The organism is Parcubacteria group bacterium (assembly GCA_041659505.1).
In the GTDB taxonomy this organism is placed as follows: domain Bacteria; phylum Patescibacteriota; class Minisyncoccia; order Moranbacterales; family UBA2206; genus UBA9630.
In genome coordinates this window covers 650,009-656,349 of sequence record JBAZYF010000001.1, presented here as the reverse complement: position 1 = coordinate 656,349, position 6,341 = coordinate 650,009, and the positions used below count along the sequence as shown (strand labels likewise).

Annotated in this window: 7 protein-coding genes; all 7 read right to left on the bottom strand. The window is 41.0% G+C overall.

Annotated features, from left to right (window positions below; genetic code table 11):
• The coding region (locus WC848_03075; GenBank protein MFA5961637.1) for a hypothetical protein at positions 1 to 1,422 on the bottom strand (1,422 nt) is incomplete at its 3' end.
• 75 nt (positions 1,423 to 1,497) lie between these two features.
• Complete coding sequence (gene ruvX, locus WC848_03070) at positions 1,498 to 1,932, bottom strand: Holliday junction resolvase RuvX (GenBank protein ID MFA5961636.1); 435 nt, start codon at positions 1,930 to 1,932, stop codon at positions 1,498 to 1,500.
• A 185-nt stretch (positions 1,933 to 2,117) separates the two neighbouring features.
• A complete protein-coding gene (gene map, locus WC848_03065; protein ID MFA5961635.1) occupies positions 2,118 to 2,879 on the bottom strand; it encodes a type I methionyl aminopeptidase in 762 nt (253 codons plus the stop codon).
• Positions 2,876 to 3,508 carry a nucleoside monophosphate kinase gene (locus WC848_03060; protein ID MFA5961634.1) on the bottom strand — a complete coding sequence of 211 codons (633 nt, stop codon included), beginning with the start codon at positions 3,506 to 3,508 and terminating at the stop codon, positions 2,876 to 2,878. The genes map and WC848_03060 overlap by 4 nt, the downstream gene beginning before the upstream one ends.
• Positions 3,509 to 3,673: 165 nt before the next feature.
• Positions 3,674 to 4,948, bottom strand: a complete 1,275-nt coding sequence (gene secY / locus WC848_03055; protein MFA5961633.1) for a preprotein translocase subunit SecY — start codon at positions 4,946 to 4,948, stop codon at positions 3,674 to 3,676.
• Positions 4,949 to 4,966: 18 nt separating this feature from the next.
• A complete protein-coding gene (locus tag WC848_03050; GenBank protein MFA5961632.1) occupies positions 4,967 to 5,587 on the bottom strand; it encodes a hypothetical protein in 621 nt (206 codons plus the stop codon).
• A 182-nt stretch (positions 5,588 to 5,769) separates the two neighbouring features.
• Positions 5,770 to 6,234, bottom strand: coding sequence for a 50S ribosomal protein L15 (gene rplO / locus WC848_03045; GenBank protein ID MFA5961631.1), 465 nt, complete (start codon positions 6,232 to 6,234; stop codon positions 5,770 to 5,772).
• Positions 6,235 to 6,341: the final 107 nt, after the last annotated feature.

The window sequence follows — 6,341 nt, the reverse complement described above, 5'->3', positions numbered from 1 at the left end:
GGGGATATTCGTCGGTCCGGTGCAGGCAATCTCCAATTTGGAGGCATTGCTAGAACTCCAGGTGAGATAGGAAATCTCTCCTTCTTTCGGTTCACCATCAATCGTTGCTGGTTTGATTGAAGTGGGAGTGGCCTTAGCTGATCCTGTGGCGCAGTCTTGGGTTTTGGTGCCATGTACCCACTTTTGCGTGTCGTCGACATAGCAAGAATTACCGACGCAGGTATTGGCAGCGCAGTCGGGTCCGGTGGGAGTAGGAGTTAGTACGCCAGCTGGGTCACCATTTGCGTCCCAAGTGGCAGTGTGGAACCACTCCATAAAAGGTGTAGTACTGACGGTGCCATTTACAGCTAAATTCAAACTAGAACCAGACAAAGGGAAAATGTTAACATAAACCCACTGACCCACACTCTCAGAACCAATCGTTCCGCCAATAATAGAGAGGATACCAGCAGAATTCGTAACCACATAATCGTTATCCTTTATATTCGCAACCCTCGTTCCATTGAAAGGTATTTTAGCAAATTCATCGGTAGATAAATTACGAAAATAGCTTTGGCTATATGTTCCAGTTGGCGATTGACCTAATCGAGCAACAGCAACGTAGCGCGATGTTTGTCCTGTTAAATAGATTGTCACATCTATAGATGAGCTTCCTGGCGGAATAAACACACGAAATTGCTCCGGAAAATTGACTATCTTATTATAAAGACTATATTCCGCTCTGAATTCGCAATTATCCAAAGTGGGTTTGTTACAACGATTGATCGGATTATCAAAATCGTATTGATCATGAAATCCAGTATAATTTACTTTCTTAATTAAGTCGCCATCGTAATAGGCATGCTCTTGAGGAAAAGTATACACGGATGTGTAGGCCTGATTTATATTTGGTGGCGTAGGCGCTGGAGTTGAGGGCGGAGTTGGAGTTGGAGAAGTGGTACACTTGCACGTTGACTGATTACATGGACCATTATTAGGACATTGATTAGGATAGGGACCAAAGGCGGAATTAAAATCACATTCCTCACCCGACTCTAGTTTATTATTACCACAAACAGCCGTCCCTCCACCATTGTCATTTTTCATAGCTGAACAATTCGCGCTTGTTCCCCCATTTGCGCCGCTACAGGTCCAGCTCCAAGGGCCACTGCCTGTAACAGCAGAAACAGTACCAGCGCTGCAAAGATTGGACGTGGGAGCACTAGAAAAAGATTGTCCGTTAGAAGATCCACAGACACCATTAATCAGCGTACCGCCATAGACACAATGGCAACCATCACAATAACCACCAGTACAAGCACTGCCACCACTAAATGGACCATTGGTACATTCACAAGAAGCCTCTGTTTTAGAAGCTACTATACCAAAAAGTAAAAAACTGGAAATTAGCAAACTAGTACTAATATTTTTTTTTGTTTTCATTTTTTTGCTTAATCAAATACCGCGATTGGCCTATTTAATTGTCAAATTTTTATTTTATTATGCCAGTATTATAACTCAAGCCAGTTGGAATTGCAAGATTTTTTTCTTTTCCAGCCAGCTACTCAAAATTATCCGCGCCGCTTCGGCGTCATCAAAACGATTAATATCCCGCAGGCCCTTTTCCTTTAGGTTTTCTCGGGCAATTTTTGTCGAATAAATCTCATCTTGATAAAAAACCTTAATTTTTTTCTGCTCAATTTTCTCGCCTAATTTCTCTCCCGCATAAACTATTTTTTTGTCCCCCATTCTTTTTGGCACGCCAATTATCACTGTTTCGATTTTTTCTTTTTTAATAATAGCCAAAATATTTCTTAACATTTCTTCATCATTCTTTATCACGCCATAGGCAAAAGCGATCCGCGTCTCACTGTCCGCAATCGCGAGACCAACTTTGGATTCACCGTAATCGATGCCAAGATAATATTTTGTTTTACTTGAATTTCCTGGCATAAATAAATAATTGTCATTCCCGCGAAGGCGGGAATCCAGGTTCCACTAGTTATAAACCCTAGAAAATCAAAATACAAGTCTTCAATATTTTCTGTTTCAGCTAGTCTTGAATTTTAATAGTTCGCTTTCTCTTTATTTTAGACTTGAGGTGCCTGGATTCCCGCCTTCGCGGGAATGACACAATTTTAAACCCTCGTCAAAATCTCCACCCCATTTTTCGTCACCACAACCGTATCTTCAAAATGTGCACTCAGTTTTCCGTCTTTTGTCGCATAAGTCCAACCGTCTTTCATTATCTTTATGTAATGCGTCCCGGCATTAATCATCGGTTCCAGCGCCAACGTCATCCCTTCTTGCAAAACGATTTCGCGCATATGCGTCAAATAGTTGGGAATTTGGGGATCTTCGTGCAATTCTCTCCCCACTCCGTGCCCGACCAAATCGCGCACAACCGAAAACCCATGCGCCTTGGCACAACTCTCCACCGCCTTGCCATAATCAGTCAGCTTTGCGCCGGATTTGATTATTTTTATGCCTTCATCCAAACATTTTTTAGTTGCGTCTAATATTTCTTGCGCTTCACTCCCAATTTTTCCCGCCGGGAATGTCCTTGCCATATCTGTAATCATCCCTTTATATTTCATCCCAATATCCAATTTCACCAAATCACCTTCACGGATAATTCTACTTTTTTTAGGAATGCCATGTACAATTTCATTGTTGATAGAAGTGCAAACCGCCGCTGGAAAAGTATTGCCCGGTTCACCATAACCTTCAAAAATCGGAAAACCGCCACTATCAAAAACAAGCTTTCTCGCGAGCTTGTTAATCTCAAAAGTATTTTGCCCAGGCACAATTATTTCGCCCAAACGCTCCATAATTTGACCCAGCAGTTGCCCGCCTTCCCGCATCAACTCTATTTCTTTTTTTGACTTTATAATTATCATAAAACTTTTAAAATATCCTCAAATACTTTTTCCACACTCTGCGCTCCACCGATCCTGGAGACTAAATTCTTTTTTTCAAAATATTCAATGACTGGAATTGTTTCTGCTCTGAAAATTCCCAGCCTTTTTTCGATCCCCTCCCTTGTATCGTCCGCTCGCTGGATCAATCTTCCTCCGCATTCAGCACAAACTTCCGCAGTATCCTCTTTTAAGATTACCGCTTCTTTGCATTTTTCGCAAGAATAGCGTTTTCCGATTCGCTTTAAAGATTCCTCTTGCGAAATATCCACAAAAATCACCCGATCAATTTTTCGACCAAATTCTTGTAGTGCTTCCTCAAAATAACCTGCCTGCTCAACATTTCTTGGTACGCCGTCAAAAACAATTCCTTGCTCGCGCCCAAGATCATTAAGTCGGATATGCAACACTTCCCTAAGAAGCCGGCTCGGAACCAGCTCCTTTCTAACCATGACGATTTCGTTCACTTCATGCCCTAAGGGCGTATCCAAAAGAGCAATCTGACGCAAAGCCCGCCCCGTATCAAAATGATCGAGACCAAATTTTTCAGCCATTAGTTTTGCCTGCGTCCCTTTACCTGATCCTTGCGGACCCAATATCACTACGTTCATAAATTTTCTCCGCCAGCTGGCGGATTAAATTTTCCTGCCTACCGGCAGGCAGGCAAACAATTTTTAATGATCAAATTCTCTAATTTAAGAACTTCGTCATTGAGAAATTGGAAATTGTTTAGAAATTAAAAATTGAAAATTAGAAATTCGAGTGCAGCGAGGCATTTAAAATCCTTCATAATCCCGCATCGCCAGTTGCCCTTGCACTTGCTTGATCGTTTCAATGACGACAGAAACAACGATGAGCAACCCCGTACCACCAATAGAAACCGAACCAATATTGGTAAAGCTTTCCACAAAAAAAGGCAGGATGGCGATTAGCCCGAGAAAAACCGCACCGGAAAGGGTGATACGATTCATGATCCGGTAAAGATAATCAGCCGTGTTTTTGCCCGGTCTGATTCCCAAAATATAGCCACCCTGTTTTTGCAAACTCTCGGCGATTTTGTTCGGATCAAATACAACAGCGGTGTAGAAATAAGTAAAAGCGACGACCAAGATGAAATAGAACAACCAATAAAACCAATTACTCGGAGAAAACAGCGCACTCATTTTGACGGCGATATTGGCAATGGTACCATTAGAACTTTTGGTCAGAAAATTGGCAATCATGCCCGGAAAAAGCATGATGGAAAGTGCAAAAATAATCGGAATCACACCAGCCTGATTGATGCGCAGTGGCAAATGGGTCGAAGTTCCGCCATACATTTTGTTGCCTTTGATACGCTTGGCATAAGAAACTGGCATATTACGCTGGCCTTCGGTCATAAACACCACCGCCGCAATCGCCGCAATTAAAATCACACCCAGGATCAAATAAGTAAAAATTTGTGACGAGTCAGCTGTCGCATAAGTTTTGGCAATCGTGGAAGGAATTCCTGAAACGATTCCGGCAAAGATAATCAGCGATACACCATTGCCGACGCCTTTTTCTGTGATCAGTTCGCCCAACCACATCAAAAATATCGTACCAGCTGTCGCAATCACCATCATCGAAATCACGCTCATTGCGCCAGTCGCTGCGATGATTCCCTGTGAACGAAAAAGGGCAATCATTCCGAAAGTCTGCATTGCCGCCAATGGCACTGTTGCCCAGCGCGTCCATTGATTGAATTTCTGCCGTCCCGCTTCACCTTCTTCTTTATAGATTTTCTCGAGTGATGGCACAATCATCGTCAAAAGTTGCATAATAATTGAAGCCGTAATATATGGCCCGACTCCGAGCATAACGAGCGAAATACTGGAAAGTCCACGACCAGAAAAGAGGTTCAAAAGTCCAAAAAGTTGATTGCTCTCAAAAAACATCTTCAACTTGTCTTGATCAACACCCGGAATCGGAATATTCGCCGCCAAGCGAAACACAACCAAAAGCGCCAAGATAAAAAATATCTTGTTCCGAAGTTCCTTAATCCGAAAGATTTGAGTGATTTTAGCTAACATAGTTTTTTGCCATCCAATCTACCTGCTGAGAAAATATTTATTTACTAAAAATAATAAAAATAATATTACAGGAATCGAAGCAAGAATTATTACAGCAAAATACCAAGTATTATATCTTTTTTTTGTAAAAAATCTGCTACCAAGTGGCTCATTTTCCCTTTCAATTTTTTCATTAACAAGCGCTAGTCTTTGAATAATTTTTTTCGCATTTTCCCTCCCAACGTACCATCTCTTTCTGATAATTTTACCACTTATTAAAAACTCAATAACTGCCACCTCCTTGTAGTTAGGCCAAATAAATTCGTCTCCCCCGAGGAAAGAATTCACAAGAGGAAACTCTAGATGTAACTTTTTAATTTCATTTATTTTTATTGTATACAGGGGAATGTTGAGCAAGCTCTCTTTGAGCTCCATATTGACAAAATCAAGCTCTATTTTATTTGAAAAAACATAAACACCATAAATAACATAGTACATCCCCCATAGCAACATAATGATACCCGCTGAATACTTACTTCTCAATTCATCCCAACCACTCAAAATAAAAAAAATGGATACGCAATAGAAAATAAAAAACAAACCGGTTAAAAACCACCATTCAACTCCAATATTTTTTATTTTAACTATGTCTTTATCCATTTTTTAGCTATATGCTTTAATCCCTTGTCGGTTCAATTCTCCCGAATTGAACCTTTTATTTCTAATCAGCTAACTTCAAATTGGTAAACTTTATAATTACCGCGAGCTTGCAAGAACTGAATGGTTCAGGTCAGCCTGCCTGCCGGTAGGCAGGGAGACATTGAACCGACACCTGAAAAATCCTATTTCTTATCCTCAATTTTCTCCTCAACTTTAATTTCTCCACCAGCATCCACAACTACTTTTTTCACTGTCTCACTGATAAAGATATCTTTCTCAAAGACAAATTTTTTCGTCAACTTTGCATTTCCAAGAACTTTAATTCCCAAAGGAATATTCTTTCGTGCAACCAATTTCATATTGACCAAAGACTCTACGCTGATTATAGCACCATTTTCAAAATTCTTCTCGATGTCAGCAATCTGTACGATGCTTCTTTTTTTCATCCTTGAAGTAAAGCCCCGCTTTTTCTTCATGTGATCGATCAGTGTCGAGCGTCCGCCTTCAAACAAAGGATCGACGTGGGCACCAGAACGCGCCTTTTGACCTTTATTCCCCTTGCCGGAATAAGTTCCTTTTTTTCCTCCACGTCCGAGATTCTTTTTCTTCTTCCTCGGCTGGCTCATTTGTAAGTCTTGTCGTAACATAAAGTTATTCGCTTCGCGAACCGGCACCACGAATGCCGGACATACGAATCATGCTTTTTTAGCTTCTCTATACTATAAAATAATTAATTTCTTCCTCGCCACGCCGT

What these genes read in the sequence shown, in the direction of transcription:
- ruvX (MFA5961636.1), bottom strand. Translation starts at nt 1,932, where the DNA reads ATGCCAGGAAATTCAAGTAAAACAAAATATTATCTTGGCATCGATTAC.
- map (MFA5961635.1), bottom strand. Translation starts at nt 2,879, where the DNA reads ATGATAATTATAAAGTCAAAAAAAGAAATAGAGTTGATGCGGGAAGGC.
- WC848_03060 (MFA5961634.1), bottom strand. Translation starts at nt 3,508, where the DNA reads ATGAACGTAGTGATATTGGGTCCGCAAGGATCAGGTAAAGGGACGCAG.
- secY (MFA5961633.1), bottom strand. Translation starts at nt 4,948, where the DNA reads ATGTTAGCTAAAATCACTCAAATCTTTCGGATTAAGGAACTTCGGAAC.
- WC848_03050 (MFA5961632.1), bottom strand. Translation starts at nt 5,587, where the DNA reads ATGGATAAAGACATAGTTAAAATAAAAAATATTGGAGTTGAATGGTGG.
- rplO (MFA5961631.1), bottom strand. Translation starts at nt 6,234, where the DNA reads ATGTTACGACAAGACTTACAAATGAGCCAGCCGAGGAAGAAGAAAAAG.